Annotated in this window: 14 protein-coding genes; 7 read left to right on the top strand and 7 right to left on the bottom strand. The window is 31.9% G+C overall.

Annotation, left to right across the window (positions count from 1 at the left end; all coding sequences use genetic code 11):
• The first annotated feature begins 66 nt into the window (after positions 1 to 66).
• From EAG11_RS01640 to EAG11_RS01630, 3 genes are read left to right on the top strand one after another with little or no spacing between them, the layout of a single operon-like run.
• Positions 67 to 1329, top strand: coding sequence for a sensor histidine kinase KdpD (locus EAG11_RS01640; protein ID WP_129537586.1), 1263 nt, complete (start codon positions 67 to 69; stop codon positions 1327 to 1329).
• Positions 1326 to 2009: a response regulator transcription factor gene (locus EAG11_RS01635; RefSeq protein WP_129537585.1), complete on the top strand. Its 684-nt coding sequence runs from the start codon at positions 1326 to 1328 to the stop codon at positions 2007 to 2009. Before EAG11_RS01640 ends, EAG11_RS01635 begins: the two co-directional genes overlap by 4 nt.
• Before the next feature lie 53 nt (positions 2010 to 2062).
• The gene (locus EAG11_RS01630; RefSeq protein ID WP_129537584.1) at positions 2063 to 2830 is read left to right on the top strand and encodes an MBL fold metallo-hydrolase; all 768 of its coding nucleotides are present in this window, start codon (positions 2063 to 2065) and stop codon (positions 2828 to 2830) included.
• On the opposite strand, the gene EAG11_RS01625 is transcribed toward EAG11_RS01630, so the two are convergent.
• Positions 2825 to 5059, bottom strand: a complete 2235-nt coding sequence (locus EAG11_RS01625) for a radical SAM protein (RefSeq protein ID WP_129537583.1) — start codon at positions 5057 to 5059, stop codon at positions 2825 to 2827. The two genes, EAG11_RS01630 and EAG11_RS01625, sit on opposite strands and share 6 nt — an antisense overlap.
• Positions 5060 to 5206: 147 nt before the next feature.
• Here EAG11_RS01625 and EAG11_RS01620 point away from each other — a divergent pair, with 147 nt between their 5' ends.
• Positions 5207 to 8557: a T9SS type B sorting domain-containing protein gene (locus EAG11_RS01620; RefSeq protein WP_129537582.1), complete on the top strand. Its 3351-nt coding sequence runs from the start codon at positions 5207 to 5209 to the stop codon at positions 8555 to 8557.
• 55 nt (positions 8558 to 8612) lie between these two features.
• Here the strand turns inward: EAG11_RS01620 and EAG11_RS01615 are convergent, their stop codons facing one another.
• The 6 genes from EAG11_RS01615 to EAG11_RS01590 form a co-directional block, all read right to left on the bottom strand.
• Complete coding sequence (locus tag EAG11_RS01615) at positions 8613 to 9890, bottom strand: MFS transporter (RefSeq protein ID WP_129537581.1); 1278 nt, start codon at positions 9888 to 9890, stop codon at positions 8613 to 8615.
• Between the two features lie 212 nt (positions 9891 to 10102).
• Positions 10103 to 10621: a hypothetical protein gene (locus EAG11_RS01610; protein WP_129537580.1), complete on the bottom strand. Its 519-nt coding sequence runs from the start codon at positions 10619 to 10621 to the stop codon at positions 10103 to 10105.
• A gap of 46 nt (positions 10622 to 10667) precedes the next feature.
• The gene (gene prfH / locus EAG11_RS01605; RefSeq protein ID WP_129537579.1) at positions 10668 to 11345 is read right to left on the bottom strand and encodes a peptide chain release factor H; all 678 of its coding nucleotides are present in this window, start codon (positions 11343 to 11345) and stop codon (positions 10668 to 10670) included.
• Positions 11333 to 11944 carry a hypothetical protein gene (locus EAG11_RS01600; RefSeq protein WP_129537578.1) on the bottom strand — a complete coding sequence of 204 codons (612 nt, stop codon included), beginning with the start codon at positions 11942 to 11944 and terminating at the stop codon, positions 11333 to 11335. The genes prfH and EAG11_RS01600 overlap by 13 nt, the downstream gene beginning before the upstream one ends.
• 18 nt (positions 11945 to 11962) lie before the next feature.
• Complete coding sequence (locus tag EAG11_RS01595; protein WP_129537577.1) at positions 11963 to 13354, bottom strand: RtcB family protein; 1392 nt, start codon at positions 13352 to 13354, stop codon at positions 11963 to 11965.
• A gap of 4 nt (positions 13355 to 13358) precedes the next feature.
• A complete protein-coding gene (locus EAG11_RS01590) occupies positions 13359 to 14141 on the bottom strand; it encodes a hypothetical protein (protein ID WP_129537576.1) in 783 nt (260 codons plus the stop codon).
• Between the two features lie 492 nt (positions 14142 to 14633).
• Between EAG11_RS01590 and bshC the strand changes: the two genes are divergently transcribed.
• From bshC to EAG11_RS01575, 3 genes are all read left to right on the top strand, one after another.
• On the top strand, positions 14634 to 16223 hold the full coding sequence (gene bshC, locus EAG11_RS01585) for a bacillithiol biosynthesis cysteine-adding enzyme BshC (protein ID WP_129537575.1): 1590 nt from the start codon (positions 14634 to 14636) through the stop codon (positions 16221 to 16223).
• 150 nt (positions 16224 to 16373) lie between these two features.
• Entirely contained in the window at positions 16374 to 17645 is a 1272-nt protein-coding gene (locus tag EAG11_RS01580; protein ID WP_129537574.1) for an acyltransferase family protein, read from the top strand.
• A gap of 186 nt (positions 17646 to 17831) precedes the next feature.
• Positions 17832 to 18251, top strand: a complete 420-nt coding sequence (locus EAG11_RS01575) for a nucleoside-diphosphate kinase (RefSeq protein WP_035625955.1) — start codon at positions 17832 to 17834, stop codon at positions 18249 to 18251.
• The last annotated feature ends 154 nt before the right edge of the window (positions 18252 to 18405 follow it).

The following is an 18405-nucleotide window of genomic DNA, read 5'->3' as shown; positions in this document are numbered from 1 at the left end:
CGACTTGTTAATCGCTGTTTTTAAAGATATTTTTGATTAATATTACACTTTGTAAATTGCATTTAAGTGAAAATAAACAGGCTCAACAGCATTATTATTCTGGGTTTTATAGCGATCATCGGCATATTAGTCGTACAATTGCTATGGACCAAAGAAGCTTTTACCCTTGAACAAAAGAAGCTAAACCAGAAAACACATCTTGCATTACTCGAAGTTGCAAAAAAACTACATGAGAGCAATAGTAACGAGTTACCTGCACAAAGTCCTATTCAAAAAATATCCAATGACTATTATGTTGTAAACATTGAAAATGATTTTGAACCCGATATCTTAGAATTTTATTTAAAATCGGAATTCAAGAAAATGAATATTACGACTGATTTCGAATACGCCATGTACAATTGCCAAAGCAATGAAATGATATATGGAGATTATATTTCTTTATCGAAAAAATCAAAAGGAAAACAATCTGTTCATTTTCCAAAACACAAAGATCTAGTTTATTACTTTGCCGTGCGCTTTCCTAATGAAACGAGCTATATATTCAGCTCAATGCGATTTTGGCTTGTCCTTTCGATAATGCTTATTATCATTCTACTAATTTATATTTATTCGATTTTCATGCTTTTACAGCAAAAGAAATACTCCGAATTACAGCGCGATTTTATCAATAATATGACGCACGAGTTCAAAACTCCTTTAGCCTCTATTTTAATTGCTTCAAATTATTTAATTAAACAAAATCCGATCAAAGAAGACAAGAAACTGGAGAAATATACTGAAATCATCATCAACCAAAGTGGCAAATTAAATAATCATATAGAGAAGATTTTAAGTATTGCAAAATCAGATTATACCCCATTAGAATTAGAGCTAAAAAACATTTCAATTATTCCTCCCATTGAGGAAACCATAGAAAATATTAAACTAAAATATCCTGATACTGATATAAAAATTGAGTCTGACTCTGCAAACTATACTATTATTGCTGATGTTTTTCATTTTACAAACATCGTTTATAACCTTCTGGATAATGCAATAAAATATTGTGATACTAAGCCTGAAATTATAATTCGTTTAACTACTGAAAATCAATTGTTAAAAATTGCTTTTATAGATAACGGAATAGGAATTGCAAACAAAAATATTTCCTTTATTTTTGATAAGTTTTACAGAATTCCAAATGAAAAAAGCACCCAGTCAAATGGCTTTGGATTGGGCTTGTATTATGTAAAAAAGATTTGCAACTTGCATCAATGGAAAATCAATGCTACTAACAATCCTAAAAAAGGGATTACCATAACCATATCAATTCCATATAAAAAATGAGTATTTTCAAAATTCTTTACACCGAAGATGATGAAACCTTAGGGTTTCTTACCAAAGACAATTTGGAACAAAACAATTACGAAGTAACACATTGTTGCGATGGACAATTGGGTTGGGAAGCTTTTAATAAGGGTAATTTTGATATTTGTATTTTGGATATTATGATGCCAAAAATAGATGGTTTTGAACTCGCAACCGAAATAAGAAAAAACAACTCCGATATTCCTATTATTTTCCTTTCAGCTAAAACACTAAAAGAAGACAGAATAAAAGGACTGCGTTTGGGTGCCGATGATTATCTCGTAAAACCTTTTAGTATTGAAGAATTACTTCTAAAAATTGAAATCTTCTTAAAGCGTTCGCAAAAAAATGATTCTATAGATAAATCTATCTATAAAATTGGAAAATACCATTTTGATACTAAAAACTTTGTCCTTTATAATGAAAATGAAAAAATTGGCCTTACACAACGTGAAGCTGAATTATTAAAATTATTTCTTGACAATAAAAATTCCGTTTTAAAAAGAGAGCAGATTCTAACTTCACTTTGGGGAGATGATGATTACTTTATGGGACGAAGTTTGGATGTTTTCATTTCGCGTTTACGTAAAATTTTAGTAAACGAACAGGGGATTTCTATAGAAAACCTACACGGAATTGGTTTCCGATTTACCATCTAATTCTTGTCTAAATTTATAGAATTTTGTATTTTTAATATTCAAATATTCCAGATATGAGATTGCATCATTTACGTAATGCCACTTTAGTAATTGAAACAGAAAAACATGTCATTTTGGTTGACCCAATGTTAGGTAAAAGGAAGACCATTGCTCCTTTTAGTATTTTTCGTTACAAACCTAAAAGAAATCCACTTACCTATCTGCCAAAAAATAGCAGAGATATTCTAAGTAAAGTCACACATTGCATCATCACCCATTTACACCCAGATCATCTAGATAAAGCTGGCGAGGTTTTTTTAAGAAGAAAATCGATTCCTGTTATTTGCAATAGCAAAGATAAAAATGCCCTTATTAAAAGAAGCTTAACCGTTATCCAAACTCTGGACTATTGGAAGCCACAAGATTTTTTAGACGGAAAAATAATGGGCATACCCGCTGTTCATGGGTATGGTTTTATTGCAAAACTAATGGGAAATGTAATGGGGTTTTATATCGAACTACTTAATGAAAAATCAATTTATATTAGTTCTGACACCATTCTTACCGAAGATGTAGAAAAAGTATTAACCGAACTCAAACCTGATATCGCAACTATTGCCTGCGGTACTGCAAGATTAGATTTTGGACAGCCATTGTTGATGAGAATAAATGATATTATAAAATTTATTGCACTTGCACCTGGCAAGGTATTCGCAAATCATTTAGAGGCTTTAAATCATTGTCCAACAACCAGAACAGAATTAAAAGCCGCATTAACCGCAAATAATCTTTTGTCAAAAACTTCAATTCCAAATGATGGTGAATATGTTGAGTATCTATAGAACCAATAATCCAAACTCTCTTAATGTATTCACAGGTTTAGAATACCAAAATAATTCGAAGTCTTCAAAACTAGTTTCAAAATCAGCTTTGATTTCCTGAAATGTATAAGTTTTAGTTTTTGCAACCGAAATTTTCTGTAGCATTTCTACTAACCATTCTCCTTCGTTTTTATTTGTCTGAATACTAAAGCTTTCTTTTTTATCATGAAAAGTAAGCGTTAGCATTTCCCAAGAATTCCCTTTTTTTGATTTTGTAAAAGATTCTACAAAAGGCTTCCCTCCTAACCAAACAATCTTGGCAGTAGGTTTTATATTAAAATCTTCTGATTCCTGTAATGCATCATAAATAAAATCAGATCCAATTTTAGTTTTTGGAATTTTAAAATCAAACCAGTCTTGAAGCTCATAATCAAAACAAATTCCATGCATGAAATTAAATAATGATTTCTTTAACCCGAAACTAAATTTATCATGATTGATTCCAGTAGAATCAGTATAATCGATGTCATTATTTGCAAAAGTTCCAATGGTTTCTGTTGCTTTTTTTACACCAAATTTTTCAGGGTACATTCCTACTGGACTATGTGCTGTCATAGCAAACTGATGCCAAAATCCTGATTGTAAAACACCTGCTTCAAATAACTGGCGCACCATTTCAAGACTATCAACGGTTTCCTGAACCGTTTGTGTTGGATATCCATACATTAAATACGCATGAACCATAATTCCTGCTTCTGTAAAATTACGTGTCACTTTTGCAACTTGCTCTACTGTTACCCCTTTATCTATAAGTTTTAATAATCTATCCGAAGCAACTTCTAAACCTCCTGAAACGGCAATACAGCCCGAAGCTTTTAACAACAAACATAAATCGGCTGAAAAACTTTTTTCAAAACGAATATTTGTCCACCAAGTTACTGCCAACTTTCGTCGAAGGATTTCGAGTGCCAAAGCACGCATAAGTGCTGGCGGAGCAGCTTCATCTACATAATGAAAACCATTTTGTCCCGTTTGTTCCATCATGTCTTCCATTCGATCACATAACAAACTTGCCGCAACAGGTTCATAAACCTTTATGTAATCTAATGAAATATCACAAAATGTACATTTCCCCCAATAACAACCATGCGCCATGGTAAGTTTATTCCAGCGTCCATCACTCCACATTCTGTGCATTGGATTTACAATTTCTATAACCGAAATATATTTATCCAAAAGCAAATCGGAATAATCTGGTGTTCCAACTTGAGATTGCTTATAATCTTGTTTAAGCGAATTATTTTTATAAACTACTTCCCCATTTTCTAACAGAAAAGTTCGTTTATACGAATTAATCTCAGGATTTTCGATACTCGAAATTAATTCTTCAATTGGCACTTCTCCATCATCTAAAGTAATAAAATCGAAAAACTCAAAAACACGTTGATCTGAAAGTGAACGCAATTCGGTATTTGGAAAACCTCCTCCCATTGAAATTTTAATTTCAGGATGATTCTTTTTTACCCATTGTGCCGATCTAAATGCGCTGTATAAATTTCCAGGAAATGGGACTGATATTAAGAACAACGTTGGTTTTACCGATTCTATTCGCTCTTTTAAAATCGAAATTAAAACCTGATCAATATAAGTAGGTTCTTGTTGTAAAGCTTGATACAGTTCGTCAAAAGAATTGGCACTTCGTCCTAAACGTTCTGCATAGCGACTGAAACCAAAATTCTCATCGATACATTCTACAATAAAATCCGAAATATCTTCTAGATATAAGGTTGCTAAATGTTTCGCTTTGTCCTGTGTTCCCATTGTTCCAAAAGCCCAGTCAAGTTCTTCTAATTGTGCAAAACGAGAAGCCTCTGGCAAGAAATCTTCTTGACAAATTTGTAATGCCAATGTTGGATTCTTTCCTTGTAAAAAGGCAATTACAGCATCAATAGTTTTAAGATATTCCTCTTGTAATGCAAAAATACGTTTAGAATTATCTGAAATTGTATTCTCTGAAACTTCTAATTTTGAACTTGGCCCGAGGCTGGAAGCCAAACTGGCGGAGCAAAACTCAAACAAATCTTGTAATCCTTTCTTCGAAAACAATTCTAAAATTACTTCTATACCCAAATCTGCCTGAACAGATTCAATGTTTTTAGTATTCAGAAACCCCTTGATATAAGCAGTTGCTGGATACGGCGTATTCAGTTGGGTAAATGGAGGTGTAATTACAAAAAGCTTCGTTTTCAAAGGGAAATATTTTCTGCAAAAATACGGGATATTTATAATGTTTTTGCAAAAAGATTTTGGAGTAATAATTTATAATTTGAAGCACAGACTTTTAATTTTATTTAATAGATATTTAATTACATTTGCGAATCTACCAAACCCTTATTTATGAAGCGAATTTTACTTTTTTTATTTCTTAGTTTTTCATTTACAATCCATAGTCAATGCTTTGAATGTAATAAAAACATAGGAAACTGGACAGATGATTCAGCTATGGATATTGAAAAAACTATTGATGGAATTGTCTATTTAATAGATTCTGGTGGCTTTACATCATCAATAATTAATAAATACGATTTTAATTGTAATCTTATTTGGTCTAAAACCTTTGGCTATAATAATATTGCTGTTAAAGCTGTATCAAGTGACGAATTGGGTAATATTTACATTTTAATTTACAATTTTGAAAGTCTTAATGGAGGTCTTGGTCCGTTTAATTATAATGGTTTTATAATGTCACCTGGTTTAAATTTTTTCAAATTAAATTCATTAGGTACAATTATATGGTCTAAAAGTATTGTTAGCCTAAATGGAATAGGACACGACATGCAAAATATATTTTTTCACAATAATGAATTATATATCACAGGTACATTTAATACAGATATAATTTTCACAAGTAGTAAGTCTTTTAATTTGCCATATACATATCACTCAAAAGCATTTATAGCCAAATACGATACTAATGGAAATTTCATGGATGCTATTAGCCATGGAAATGGAGATGATATTTTTAAATATTCAGAAATAGATAATCAAGGAAATATTTATCTAACTCGATCACATTATAATGCTCAAAATTCAAATATCGATAAATTTAATTCTTCTTTACAATTAAATTGGTCAAAAATTTTATCAAGCAATACAAACAGTAACGCATTCGGAATTTATGTTCCCACTGGAATACATTTTAATGCTGAAAACAATAAACTTTACATTTGGGGAAAAATAAGTTTAACTACAAACATATTAGGAAATATTTATTTTGTGAGTTCAAGAAATGATGAATTTCAAAGTGTTCTAACTGAATTCAACACCGCTAATGGAAATTTAGAAAACATTAAACGATTTGACAATTCATCATCGTACATCATTTCTTCATCTGGTGCAGTTCAATATGGAAGATCTGCATATATGACTGAAAAAAATGGGTACTTGTATATTTTAACTAGCTTCAGAGGTACAATGGTTTTCCCTAATGGGATCGCAACCAGTACAAAATATTATAACAACATTCATTCATCTGAAGACTTAATTCTATTCAAAATGAAGTTATCGGACTTTAGTAGTGAATTTATGTTTCAGTCTAATGGAGTACCTAATTTGAGTTACTTTGTCACTAATCTCCCTGGGAATTTATTTTTTAATGGGGATAATTTATATTTAACTTCTACTTTTGGTAGCAATCCGATGAAACTTAATGGGGCAATTATTAACAACAACAGTGGTAATAATGACCCTGATGCAATGCTCTATAAATTTAATATAAACTCAACAACATCTGATAATGGAGAAATACTAGCAGAAAACACTTGCTTTAATACTCCTACAAACTTCACTGTAAGAGGAACATTTGATTCTATTCTTTGGGATTTTGATGACCCAAATTCTACTGTGAACAATACGTCTAACATAAATAATCCTCAACATCAATTTACCACACAGGGAATCTATAATATTTCTGCAGTGGTAAAATGTGGAAGTGAATCTCAAACGATACAAAAAAAGATAACAATTACTAAAACTCCTATTAACACTTCCTTAAACCCTAAGTATGCATGTGAATCGAATTCTGGTTCTGGTATTTCTAATTCATTTGATACTTCAGACATTAGTACTACTATTATTGGTAACCAAACTAATTTGATAGTTGAGTATAGAGATTCAAATGGAACATTATTACCAAGTCCTTTACCAAACCCATTTACAAATACAATTAAAAATGAAGAGACAATAAAAGTAAAAAGCTATTTCAAAAACAATCCTTTTTGTTTCGTTGAAACTGATTTAAAACTCTACACTACCCCTAAACCTATAAAACCAACAATAACTTCTCCTCAAACTTTCTGCATCCAAGAAAATGCAACTTTAAACAATATTCAAATTACAGGTCAAAACATAAAATGGTATCATGCCCAAATCGGTGGAACACTTTTAACAAACACAACTTTGCTTCAAGATGGTAAGACTTATTATGCCTCACAAACAATAAATGAATGTGAGAGTGAAAGAGTGGCTATTACTATAAAAATTCAAGATACTCCTTCTCCATCTGGTGATGCAAATCAACCATTTTGTACAGGTCTAAATCCAACTTTGGATAATATTATAGTTACAGGAGAAAATATAAAATGGTATAATGCACTAACCAATGGAATTAGCTTAGCAAATAACACCAGCCTTCAAAATGGAACTACATATTATGCTTCGCAAACTCTTAATAATTGCGAAAGCAAGAGATTAGCAGTTACAGTTTCTATTCAAAATACACCTGCTATTCCTACTGGAGATACAAATCAGAAATTTTGCAAAAGCGAAAATGCAACTTTAAACAACATTAATATTATTGAACAGAATTTGAGGTGGTATGATTCTAACCTCTCTGCATCTTCATTACCAAACAACACTTTATTACAAAACAACACCACCTATTATGTATCACAAGTTGTTGGTTGCGAAAGTGAAAGGCTCGCTGTTTTAGTAAATGTATACGATACTGCTATACCAAATGCAAATACTCAACAAACTTTTTGTATTGACCAATATGCAACTATCGCTGATATAAATATTACGGGAAACTCAATTATATGGTATGATGCTCAAACCATGGGTACTATTTTAGCAAATACAACAATACTAGAGAATAAAATTTATTACGCTACACAAACAATAAATGGTTGCGAAAGCGAAAGACTTGCAGTAAATGTAAAAATTCAAGATACTCAACCTCCAATTCTTAATGGGAATCAAAGTTTTTGTGCACAGCAAAATGCTACAATTAGCGATATAAAAATAAATGGTCAAAACATAAAGTGGTACGATTCGTTTACAACTGGAACAGATTTATCGGAATCAACTCCATTAGAAAATGGAATCATTTATTATGCCTCCCAAACAATTAATGGATGCGAAAGCGAAAGATCTTCAATAACAATTAATATCCTCGAACCGACCACCACAGAGTGCATTAATTATGTCGACGAACTTCCTTTTCCAAAATTTTTCACTCCAAATAATGATGGTTACAACGATACTTGGACAATTGATTTTCGCTATTTAAAGCCAAATACGAGAATACAAATTTTTAACCGTTATGGAAAACTCATTAAAGAATTAGCAACTAATACTTCGTGGGATGGAACATACATTGGTCAAAATCAACCTTCATCAGACTATTGGTTTGTAGTTACTCGTTTAAACGGAGCCGAATTCAAAAGCCACTTTAGCTTAAAACGATAAAACAAAAAGGGTCGTCTAAATAATTAGACGACCCTTTTTTATTAGTATTAAATTCTTAAAACTTATGTTCTTTTTTACTAATTACTAATAATGACAACATCGAAATAAAAGCTGCAATACTAAGATAGAAACCTACGTAGGTTAAATTATACGTACTTGCTAGCCAAATCGCAATCATTGGGGCAAATGCTGCACCGATGATTCCTGCCATATTAAAGGTTAATGAAGCTCCTGAATAACGAACGGCAGTGGGAAACAATTCAGACAGAAAGGTTCCTAAAGGACCGTAAGTAAAGCCCATCAAGCCCATTCCAAGACATAAAAAGAAAGTAACCATCGCTGCATTTCCTGAATTTAGAAAATAGGAAAAGAAAAAACCAAAAACAGCAATAGCTCCCGTAGTTAAAATTAATATTTTACGGCGTCCTATTTTATCTGCTACTACAGCGGAAATAGGGATAAATAAAGCAAAAAACAATACTGAAAACAACTGAATCAATAAGAAATCTCTTTTTGCATAACCCAAATCAGAAGTTGCCCAACTCAATGTAAACACAGTCATTAAATAAAACACCAAGAAGGTTGTTACGGCTGCGAGTGTTCCAAAAATCAATTGATTTTTATACGACTTAACCAAAGTTAAAAATGGAATTTTCACTTCTTCTTGTTCCTTTTTAGAATTTTCAAAAGAAGGTGTTTCTGTAATTTTAGTTCGGATATAAAACCCAACTACTACCAAAAGTGAACTGGCAATAAAAGGAATTCTCCATCCATAATTCATAAAATCTTCATTACTCATTGAATCTGTAAGTAATAAAAAAGTACCTCCTGAAAGTAGCAAGCCAATTGGCGCACCTAATTGCGGAAACATCCCGTACCAAGCCCGTTTATTTGGTGGTGCATTTTCGATTGCTAGCAAAACTGCTCCTCCCCATTCTCCACCCAACCCGACTCCTTGTCCAAATCGACATAACATCAATAATAAAGGAGCTGCAACACCAATGCTGGCATAACTTGGTAAAAAACCTATGGCTACTGTCGAAATCCCCATAGTTAACAAGGCAGCAACTAAAGTGAATTTACGTCCAATTTTATCTCCATAATGCCCGAAAAATGCTGAACCCAAAGGGCGTGATAAAAAAGCAATTGAAAAAGTAGCTAACGACTCTAATGTTGCCATAGTCGAATCTGAACTTGGAAAAAACAACTGCGGAAAAACTAAGACTGCTGCATTGGCATAAATATAAAAGTCAAAAAATTCGATTGTAGTACCTATTAAACTACCAAAAAGAACGTGTTTTGTAGAATTTATTTTTTTTGAATTATTTTTCATATGATTCTATATGTATTTTAAGAAAACAGAATGTAAAAATGAGGCTAATTCCTAAAAGTAACAAATATTTATCTTTAAAATTAAAGTATGTTTGTGAAAAACTTAATATCAAAATGTAGCACTCTACTTAGGCGTTATTTAAAATATTCTTTTAATAGATATAAGTTTCTAGAAATAAAAAAGGACATCTATTACGACATCCTTTTCTAGTATTATTTCTTTTTATTTTTAACAGGTTGCTCTTTTTTAGAGTCTTTTTTTATTTTTTTATTTACTCTTTTTTCAGTCACTTCAATATCATAATCGTAAGCTGAATTTATAGTTACAAGTTTTGCTTTTTTCAAAGCCTTCAAAGCTTTTTTAAACTTTTGTTGACTCTCCAAGAGCATTACTTTCTTAAGAAATAGCTCTACTTTATTAATCCCTTTAATGGTCAATGCAAAGTCAATCAGTTTCTTTGCTTCTTTGTAATCTTCATTCAAAATTAAAGTATGAATATAAAAAGGATATACTTCGATTGAATTAATATTAATCGAAATCGCCTGCTGAAAATATTCTTTTGCTTCCTCATATTTAAATAACTGATCGCTTAAAACCTGCCCGTATAAGCATAGAGCCATTGTGTTTTTATCATCATAAGACAAGGCATAATCCAAAGATTCGATAGTTTCTTCCAACGAATATGGATAACTATCTAATGCCTGAAAAAGATATTTATCTACTGTTTTCATAATTTATTCTATTTAGAAATTCAAGATTCTAGAGGCTAATCATTTTCTAAATAATCTTCTCTTTTAATCTTTGTCTTTCCTGTTTGTAATTTTTTGTTTGTTTTTGTTTTTTAAAATCTGAACCCTGAAAAATCCGAATCGGATTACCTCGCTGAATTTGCAATTGGTTCATCCATTGCATCTGAAATTCGGCTTTGAATTGTTTGACAGTTTCATCCTTAAATTTCTGTAATAACCTCTCGGTTGCTAGTTTTTTATTCTGATGCTGTGAACGCGAATCCATAGACACAACACTTATTCCAGTAGGAAGATGAGTGGCTCTTACGGCAGAACTTACCTTATTTACATGTTGCCCCCCAGCACCTGAACTTCGCATTGCCTGATACTGAATATCATTCTCAGAAATTTGCGTTGTAGTCTTTTTATCTACTTCAAAAATTCCGACAAACCAGTTTTTACGTTTATGAAATTTTCTAAACTGACTCTGTCCTATCCACTGAATTGTTCCAATCCAGGAGTTTACAAACTCATCAAGGTTATTACTTTCTAGTAAAATTGTTGCTGTTTCTACTGTACCATTTTCTATTCCTGTTTCTCTTTGAAGCAAAGTAGTCTTTATTTTATTGTCATTTGCTTCTTCTAGGAATGTTTTTAAAACCTGAGCCACAACCCAGCTACATTCTGCTGGGCCACGACCTGATGTTATTTGAATTATTTTTTCCATCTTTCTATAATTTTCAACAGTTTTTCTCTGTTCTTAGCTTCTTTTACAAATTTTGGTAAACGAGCTACTAAACTTGAACTGTAATTTATCTTTGAATTTCGTTCTCGCAAATCTGCTCCAATATACCTTTCTAAATAATCGATATGCTCTTGATTGTATGCCCAAAATATTTCTCCATCTACTTCTTTTTGAAACCAAAGAGGTAAATTATACCATGTATCTGTTACTAAACCATCATTTGCTTTTGAGTTTTGTAAAACCGCTTTAATTTTTGGTTTCCATTCTTCTTGAAAGTTACAATGTGGGCATTTAGCTTTATATTTTTCAGGCTTTTCTTTTAAAGGTTGCGATTCAAATTCATATTTTTCAAAACAATGATTGCAATATGATTTTCCATAGGCAATGTATTGATAAACTGGTTCATTGAGTTTATAAAAACAGTGTTTACATTCAAAAACTGCAGCATAACAACGTCCACAATTACATCCTTCTTTATATTCTCTTTTAACAGCTGATTTTGAATCGCATTTCGGACATTTTACCAAAATTTCATTAGCAAAATTTCCTAAAAATTTATTTTCATCTTGAAATCGTTTCATCTTTTTTAATTTTTTAAATTATCTGTCCATTCGAACGATTTTTGGTGTAAATGTTCCTAAAACATCCACCAATTCTGTTTGATTAGCCATTACTTTATTAATATCTTTATACGCCATTGGTGCTTCATCAATGTTTCCACCAATTAAACTCACATCGTTTGCTTTTAAGACTTTATTAATCTCACTTTGCGTAAACGATTCCTTGCATTTTCTACGAGAAAAAAGGCGTCCTGCACCATGTGATGCAGAATTTAAACTGGCTGCATTTCCTTTACCCTGAACAATAAATCCAGGCGCAGTCATCGAACCCGGAATAATTCCAAGTTCACCTACATTTGCAGGAGTTGCCCCTTTACGATGCACAATAGCTTCCTTACCATTTACCATTTCTTTCCAAGCAAAATTGTGATGATTTTCGATTGTTACAACCACACGTTTACCAATTGCTTTGGCAATTCGGCGATGAATATCATCATGGCAAGCTTTGGCATAATCTCCTGCTAAGTTCATAGCCAGCCAATATTCCTGTCCATCGTGTGTATTTAAATCCAACCAAGCCAAATGCTGCACATTTTTTGGCAACGGACATTGTTTTGTTGCCAGATACGTATAATGTTTGGCAATATTAGCTCCCAAACCTCTTGACCCACTATGCGAAAGCACTGCAAAATACTCACCTACTCCAATTTTCCATTCATTAAGCGGATCGGTAATTTTAGCAATCCCAAACTCAACAAAATGGTTCCCTCCACCAGATGTACCAAGTTGCTTATATGCTTTACTTAATAAGTTTTTTATAAGTGGAATATCCTGAAACTCGCTTCGGCTAAACACTTCGTGATCTGCTCGTATGGTATGCGTTTCGTACATTCCAAACTTCGTATGATCTTTTAGAATCGCTTGCAACTGATGCTCTTTTCCTTTAAAAAAAGATGCTGGTATATCAAAAATTGACAAACTCATTCGACAGCCAATATCCACTCCTACTCCATACGGAATAACCGCATTATCTGTAGCAAGCACGCCACCTATTGGTAAACCATAGCCAGAATGTGCATCGGGCATTAACGCACCTGCAACTGAAATTGGCAATTTTAAAGCATCATATAACTGATACTTAGCCTGCTCATCAATTTCATTTTCTCCAAATATGGAAAATGGTGCACGAGTATTATTTAACTGGTGCATTCTTACCTGTACCGGATTAACCAATCCTTCAGCAACTTTACCCCAAGTGCCATGTCCTGTAAATTTTTCAGGTGACAGTAAAACTTCTTTGGCTTCGTTTAATATACTCTCTTTTTTTTCTCGTTTGCGGTATCTATTTATCTGCCCCAAGGCGATATTGATACTATTATTTTTTGGAAAGCCTATTTTAATCAGGTCTTTTCCGGATAATTTATTTCCCATTGTATTATTTATCTTTAGGGTCTCTTCCCCCATTACTTAGATATTCTTTTTCTTTATAATATTCATCCATTACGGTATGAATTTGTTTGTAGTCTAAAGGATTTAGATATTTCAATTGTTTGACCACTCTCCATTGCCCATTGTCCAAACTTCCATCTTTCATTTTCATCATCGTATATCTAAGAAAATTTCTTGTTAGATAATTTTCTAATCTATCTATTTCACTTTCCAAAACTGCATCAACCATTCTAGTATGTGTTATCATATTGGGTCTAACACGTAATACATAACGCCAAGGTTCATTAAATATATAATGTACTTTATAGCGTTTACAATTAGGACACCAGCGTTCCCTTTTATAAAAATGTATTTTTTCTTTTTCAGTCAATGTTAATTTTGGACTTCTCCATTCCGATTCTGAAAACTCTTTTACAATCTGAAGTTTTTCAACATATACATGCTTTCTTTTCCTCTTTTTCTTTTTCTTGAAAGATTTATCAGGAGAATATTGCACTGTATTTATCTTTTCTAATACTGTTTTATAGAACAATGCCTCTTTAGATCTTGCTATATCTTCCCTTAGTACAAAATAGCGTTGCCATCCTTTTTGATAAGGCATTGCTAAGGGAACTAAAGGCAAACATCTTTTCTTTTCCCAAAGTTCATCTTGGAGTTTATTCAACTGAATTAATTGTTTTTCGAAATCCTCTTTAACTAATCTCTTTTTTTGTCTTTTTGTCTTTAAACGACTACATTGGATGTAATCATCTAAAAGATAATTGTCCATTTAAAAAAATTTAAATTATAGTTTTCCTGTCAAGTATTAAAAAATACAAGACAAAAGCATTTTATCTCAAATAGATAAATTGAGTGCGGGGTATCGGGAATTTTTTGAAGTGTCTAGAATAAAAAAAGCCCGAAAGTTAATTTCCTTCGGGCTTATTCATATATCTAAAATTGATTTGCTATGATTGCGAAAAGCCACGAAGACACATGACAACAGAATCTAATCCTGATGCGATGTTTTGAGAGGTAAAGTTTAATACAAACATTGTCTTCGTTATTAATTGGTTAATGATTTATTTTCTGATGCAAATTTTGCGAATTATTTTTTGAATAAACAAATTTAAAAACAAGTATTTTCCTATACAACAACTAACTTACTGATTTTTAAGTAATTAAAACAAATTTTAAAAATCAAATCATAAGCAATCGTTAAATCCATTTTTAAGTATAAATTTTGATTAAATTTACAGCTATCAAAAATAAACCAATACTTATGCCAACCGACTGTATCAGCTACCAGACCTCAGGATATTTTTCAACATTGATACATGATTATTTAGAGCAAAAATCAGATTTAAAACCGCTATATAATAATTTTCCAACTCTGGAAAACTTTGAAAAACAAATCATTGAAAAACAACAAAATTTCGATGATAACAATAGAATACCTTTGGTTTCTGTCTTAAAAAAGCAGTATGCTACGATTGACCTTTCAGATTCAACCAAGCAAAATATTGAAGCATTAGCTCTCCCAAATACATTTACTGTTACAACTGGTCATCAATTAAACTTATTTAGTGGACCTCTATATTTTTTGTATAAAATAATTTCTACAATTAATCTTACCACCGAATTAAAGTCAAAATATCCTTCTTATAATTTTGTTCCCGTTTATTGGATGGCGACTGAAGATCATGATTTTGAAGAAATTAATTACTTCAATTTTAAAGGTAAAAAATTCAGATGGAATGCTGAAAGTAGTGGGCCTGTAGGCAGATTATCAACAAAAGGGCTTGACGATTTTTTCGAAATATATGCTTTAGAATTAGGTTCTAGCACTAATGCTAATGTCTTAAAAAAAATATTCAAGGAAGCTTATTTAAAGCATGATAATCTGGCAGATGCAACTCGTTATTTAGCAAATAGTTTATTTGCTTCTCAAGGCTTAGTAATTTTAGATGCCGATAATGCCGATTTAAAACGCGCCTTTATCCCTTATATAAAAGAAGAATTAGAATCTCAATCTTCCTACAAAGCTGTTCAGGAAACCATTGAAAAACTAAAAGATTATACAATACAAGTAAATCCGCGTGAGATTAATTTATTTTACATCGAAGATGAATTACGTGAACGTATTGTTTTTGAAAATGGAAAATACAGAGTAAACAACACCCGAATTGAATTTGCAGGACGAGAAATTTTCGATTTATTAGAAAGCAATCCTGAAAAATTCAGCCCCAACGTGATTATGCGTCCATTATATCAGGAAATTATTTTACCTAATTTATGCTATATTGGCGGCGGTGGAGAAATTGCTTATTGGTTAGAATTAAAATCCTTTTTTGACACTGTTAAGATTACTTTTCCAATGCTTTTAATTAGAAATTCGGTACTTTTAGCAACCGAAAAACAAGCAAAAAAGGCTGACCAATTAAATTTATCTTGGAGCGATCTATTCTCAAAACAAGAGAATTTAATTAACAAAAGCACACGAGAATTATCTCCTTTTTCTATTGATTTAACTCCTCAAAAAGAGATTTTACAGAAGCAATTCGAATATCTTTATGAATTGGCAAATCAAACTGACAAATCGTTTACAGGAGCAGTAAAAGCACAAGAAATCAAACAAATAAAAGGATTAGACAACCTTGAAAAAAGATTATTAAAAGCTCAAAAGAGAAAGCTAAATGACATTTTGCAACGTATAACCAACTTGCAAAATGAATTATTCCCTAACAAAAGCTTACAGGAACGTCAAATCAATTTTTCAGAATTTTATATGGAAAAAGGTGAAGAATTAATTCCGCTTTTAATTAAAGAATTAAAACCATTAGAATCTAATTTTAATATTATAACGATATAAGAACCTCCTCAAAATTTAGGCAGCTTCTTAAAAGCAAAACAATAAAGTAATAATCATAAGAAAATAAATAACCGCTTACTTCTGAGATTATTACACACTAAACCAAATTATTAACTTTTAAAACAAAAACTAACCTATTACCAAAACATTATGACCAGAGAGCGCTTGATTTCACTAGATGTCTTCAGAGGATTAACTATTTTATTAATGACAATCGTCAACAATCCAGGAAGCTGGAGCGCTATTTATCCTCCTCTATTACATTCTGAGTGGCATGGCTGCACACCAACCGATTTGGTTTTTCCATTTTTCATCTTCATTATGGGAGTCGCCGTTTCTTTTGCAATGCCTACAAAGACCTTTGACAGCACAACTTTTAATAAAATACTAGTACGCTCGTTACGAATGTTCTGCCTTGGAATTTTCTTTAATTTCTTTGCCAAAATACAACTTTTTGGACTCGAAGGAATTCCGTTGCTTATTGGTCGATTAATCATAACTATTGCGGTAGGATATGCATTAATGGGAAATTTTAGTTCCAAAGTAAAAAATATCCTAGCCTTTTCGATTCTATTTATTTACCTCTTTTTGGCTTATAGTGGTATCAAAGCATATCAAGACGTGAGATTACCTGGAGTTTTACAACGTATTGCAATAGTCTATTTTGTAGTCTCCCTTTTGTATTTAAAATCAAATCAAAGAATACAAATACTAGTTGCTTCTCTCCTATTATTAGGATATTGGGCAGTAATGGCATTAATCCCTGTTCCTGGAATTGGAGAAGCTAATTTTGATAAAGGAACTAATCTGGCTTCCTGGATAGATAGTATCTTGTTAAAAGGCCATATGTACCGCGGAACGGTAACATGGGATCCTGAAGGAATTTTAAGTACAATTCCATCAATTGCAACTGGAATTATTGGTTTACTTATTGGTCAGTTATTACACCGCTCTATACCCAAAATAGAGATTGCTAAAAAAATGGCAATTGCAGGTATAGCCCTAATTATTGTTGCTCAGATTTGGAGTATCGTTTTCCCAATAAACAAATCCTTATGGACAAGTACATATGTATTATATACTGCAGGATTAGCAACAGTTTGTCTAGCATTGTTATATTATCTTATTGACATTCTGAACTTAAAAAAAGGAATTAAATTATTCTTGATTTGGGGAGTAAATCCAATGATCGTTTTTTTCTTTTCTCAAATAATCCCACAAGGATTAGTAATGATTCAATTTAAAAATCCACATAATCCAGATCAACAAATTAATCTTTTAGATTATTTATATAGTTTTGGGATTGCACCATTTTTCAGTAACCCTATGACGGCTTCATTAGCTGGAGCACTCACATATGTTGCTATTTGGACATTTATTTTATGGATTTTCTACAAGAACAAACTTATTTTTAAGGTTTAATTTGCCTTGAGTTTATATACAAAACGTACACGCATTACGACCTGTCTCTACTAGTACATCTTAGTCGATACACCATTTTTAAATATTAATTATCATAAAGACAGCCTGTGTAGTTTTAATTATGAATTTATTAAATTCAATTCACAAAAAAAGTCTATTTTTGCACAAAATTTAATAAAAACAAAAATGGCAACAAATAGAACTTTTACAATGATTAAGCCAGATGCTGTTCAAAACGGACACATCGGAAATATCTTAGCAATGATTACTAATGGAGGATTTAAAATCGTTTCATTAAAATTAACTCAATTAACTGTAGCTGATGCTCAAGCATTTTATGCTGTTCACGCTGCAAGACCTTTCTACGGAGAATTAGTAGAATTCATGTCTCGTGGACCAATTGTTGCTGCAATTTTAGAAAAAGACAACGCTGTTGAAGATTTCAGAACTTTAATCGGAGCTACAAACCCTGCTGAAGCTGCTGAAGGAACAATTCGTAAAGCATATGCAACTTCTATCGGAGAAAATGCAGTTCACGGTTCTGATAGCGACGAAAATGCTGCTATCGAAGGTGCATTCCATTTTGCTGGAAGAGAGCAATTCTAATTTTAGACTAGCTTAGATTTTTAGACACTTAGACTTTTTAGATTCTAAGATTCATAAAAAAAACAAAACCCGCTTCAATGAAGCGGGTTTTGTTTTTTTTTTATAGTGTCGGTTTAAAACCTTTTAACTCAGATCCTTTGAACTCATGTTACTG

This window comes from Flavobacterium sp. 140616W15, assembly GCF_003668995.1.
In the GTDB taxonomy this organism is placed as follows: Bacteria; Bacteroidota; Bacteroidia; order Flavobacteriales; family Flavobacteriaceae; genus Flavobacterium.
Note: the sequence above shows the minus strand (reverse complement) of the source record. Positions and strands in the feature narration are given on the sequence as shown.

What these genes read in the sequence shown, in the direction of transcription:
- EAG11_RS01610 (WP_129537580.1), bottom strand. Translation starts at nt 10,621, where the DNA reads ATGAAAACAGTAGATAAATATCTTTTTCAGGCATTAGATAGTTATCCA.
- prfH (WP_129537579.1), bottom strand. Translation starts at nt 11,345, where the DNA reads ATGGAAAAAATAATTCAAATAACATCAGGTCGTGGCCCAGCAGAATGT.
- EAG11_RS01600 (WP_129537578.1), bottom strand. Translation starts at nt 11,944, where the DNA reads ATGAAACGATTTCAAGATGAAAATAAATTTTTAGGAAATTTTGCTAAT.
- EAG11_RS01635 (WP_129537585.1), top strand. Translation starts at nt 1,326, where the DNA reads ATGAGTATTTTCAAAATTCTTTACACCGAAGATGATGAAACCTTAGGG.
- bshC (WP_129537575.1), top strand. Translation starts at nt 14,634, where the DNA reads ATGCCAACCGACTGTATCAGCTACCAGACCTCAGGATATTTTTCAACA.
- EAG11_RS01580 (WP_129537574.1), top strand. Translation starts at nt 16,374, where the DNA reads ATGACCAGAGAGCGCTTGATTTCACTAGATGTCTTCAGAGGATTAACT.
- EAG11_RS01595 (WP_129537577.1), bottom strand. Translation starts at nt 13,354, where the DNA reads ATGGGAAATAAATTATCCGGAAAAGACCTGATTAAAATAGGCTTTCCA.
- EAG11_RS01615 (WP_129537581.1), bottom strand. Translation starts at nt 9,890, where the DNA reads ATGAAAAATAATTCAAAAAAAATAAATTCTACAAAACACGTTCTTTTT.
- EAG11_RS01630 (WP_129537584.1), top strand. Translation starts at nt 2,063, where the DNA reads ATGAGATTGCATCATTTACGTAATGCCACTTTAGTAATTGAAACAGAA.
- EAG11_RS01620 (WP_129537582.1), top strand. Translation starts at nt 5,207, where the DNA reads ATGAAGCGAATTTTACTTTTTTTATTTCTTAGTTTTTCATTTACAATC.
- EAG11_RS01590 (WP_129537576.1), bottom strand. Translation starts at nt 14,141, where the DNA reads ATGGACAATTATCTTTTAGATGATTACATCCAATGTAGTCGTTTAAAG.
- EAG11_RS01575 (WP_035625955.1), top strand. Translation starts at nt 17,832, where the DNA reads ATGGCAACAAATAGAACTTTTACAATGATTAAGCCAGATGCTGTTCAA.